Annotated in this window: 3 protein-coding genes; all 3 read left to right on the forward strand. The window is 28.6% G+C overall.

Annotated elements, in window-relative coordinates; genetic code table 4:
* The coding region (locus T416_RS03985; protein WP_245600640.1) for a site-specific DNA-methyltransferase at positions 1 to 699 on the forward strand (699 nt) is incomplete at its 5' end.
* Positions 662 to 1,336, forward strand: coding sequence for a DNA methyltransferase (locus T416_RS03990; protein WP_245600641.1), 675 nt, complete (start codon positions 662 to 664; stop codon positions 1,334 to 1,336). The genes T416_RS03985 and T416_RS03990, both read left to right, overlap by 38 nt.
* A gap of 73 nt (positions 1,337 to 1,409) precedes the next feature.
* On the forward strand, positions 1,410 to 1,828 hold a 419-nt coding region (locus T416_RS03945; protein WP_038079772.1), incomplete at its 3' end, for a site-specific DNA-methyltransferase.

A 1,828-nucleotide genomic window follows, 5' to 3' on the forward strand; every position in this document is an offset into this window, starting at 1 on the left:
TTTAATGAAAAGGATAACCTTATTATTAAGGGAAATAATCTAATTGCTTTATCTACAATTCTTAGTCGGTACCGAGGTAAGGTCAAGTGCATTTATATCGACCCACCTTATAATACAGGTAATGATAGCTTTAACTATAACGATAGATTTAACCATGCTACCTGACTTACTTTTATGAAAAATCGCCTTGAATTTGCTAAGGAATTACTGAGAGAAGACGGTGTCATCTTTGTACAAATTGATGATAATGAACAAGCTTACTTAAAAGTATTAATGGACTCTATCTTTGGTAGAGATAATTTTGTAGCTAATATTATTTGAAATTCCATAAATAGTGTTTTGAAGCAGTCTAACTTTATTCGTAAAGAACATGAATTTGTTTTAGTTTATGCAAAAGATATTAAATTACTTAAATTTAATAAATTAGAAAATACAATGAATTTTAAAAACATCGATAATGATCCTAGAGGAGAATGATTTAGTAGTAATGCGGCATCTCCTAATCAAAAATCTTCAAAAAATAAATTTGCGATTTTACTTCCTAATGGTGATGAATGTATAAGAAATTGAAAATTTAGTTATGAACAATTTAAAAATGGTGAAGTCAGTTTATATTTTAAAGGTGGCAATGTTCCACGACTAAAAATTTATAAAAATGAATATGATAAATTATCAAAAATTGAGTCAAGCATTTTTTAAAGATTTAGGTTCAATAACTACGGCAAAAAAAGAATTAAAAAATCTTTTTGAACCTTATTCCGAAATATTTGAAACTCCAAAACCAGAAGATTTAATAAAACGATTTTTACAAATATCCACAAATCCTGGCGACATCGTACTCGATTTCTTCCTTGGTTCAGGTACCACAGCAGCAGTTGCTCATAAAATGAATCGTCAATATATCGGTATTGAGCAAATGGACTATATCGAAAACATAACTGTGGAACGACTAAAAAAGGTTATCGACGGGGAACAAGGTGGAATTTCTAAAATCGTTAACTGAAGTGGTGGTGGATCATTTGTTTATTGTGAACTTGCTAAAAATGGACAAAAATGAATTGATTTAATTGCTAAAGCAACTAAAAGTAACATCATGAAGGTAAAAGAACAAATCCTTTCTTCGTTTGACATCATTCCTTATCTTAATAAAAAAGAAATCGAAGATGCTCTTCATAATTTTGATCAATATGGACTTGACGATCAAAAGCAACGATTAATTTCCATCATCAATAAAAATAAACTATATGTAAACTATAGCGAAATGGATGATGAGTCAAACGAAATTAATGAATCTGAAAAGGTATTTACAAATTCTTTTTATCTGGAAACAAACTAATTTTCTAAACACGATAATATTCATTCGAACTTCATTAAAGTCAGTTTTTAATTTTACTTAAAGGATAAATTGTATGGATTTAAAGGAAACACTACTTAACCTACTTAAAGGAAACGAAAAATATTACTCGGCTGAACAAAATAAATTGCTCCTTGGAAATATTTTTATTGCGGTTAATAATCACGATCCTGATTTCTTTAAATTACTCTTCTGTAATGAATTAATGAAGCGAACTTTTTTTAGTAAAGTTGATGATTTTTGAATTTTTAATGATCAAAAATTCATCGACTTCATTAACCTAAAAGACTTTATGCCAGATAGTTTTACATCCTTTAAAAATAAAATTGGTTTAGTAGATAACAAAGGAAGTTTTTTAGATGAAAAAAGTGATGTTGTTCTTTCGTTTCCATACAAGGATTGTCTTCTAGTTGGTAGTCAGGATAAGGATGATCAAAAAAGTACTGAAGTATTGCTAAACGAAACTTTAGCACT

Source organism: Ureaplasma canigenitalium ATCC 51252 (genome assembly GCF_000712165.1).
Lineage (GTDB): Bacteria > Bacillota_I > Bacilli_A > Mycoplasmatales > Mycoplasmoidaceae > Ureaplasma > Ureaplasma canigenitalium.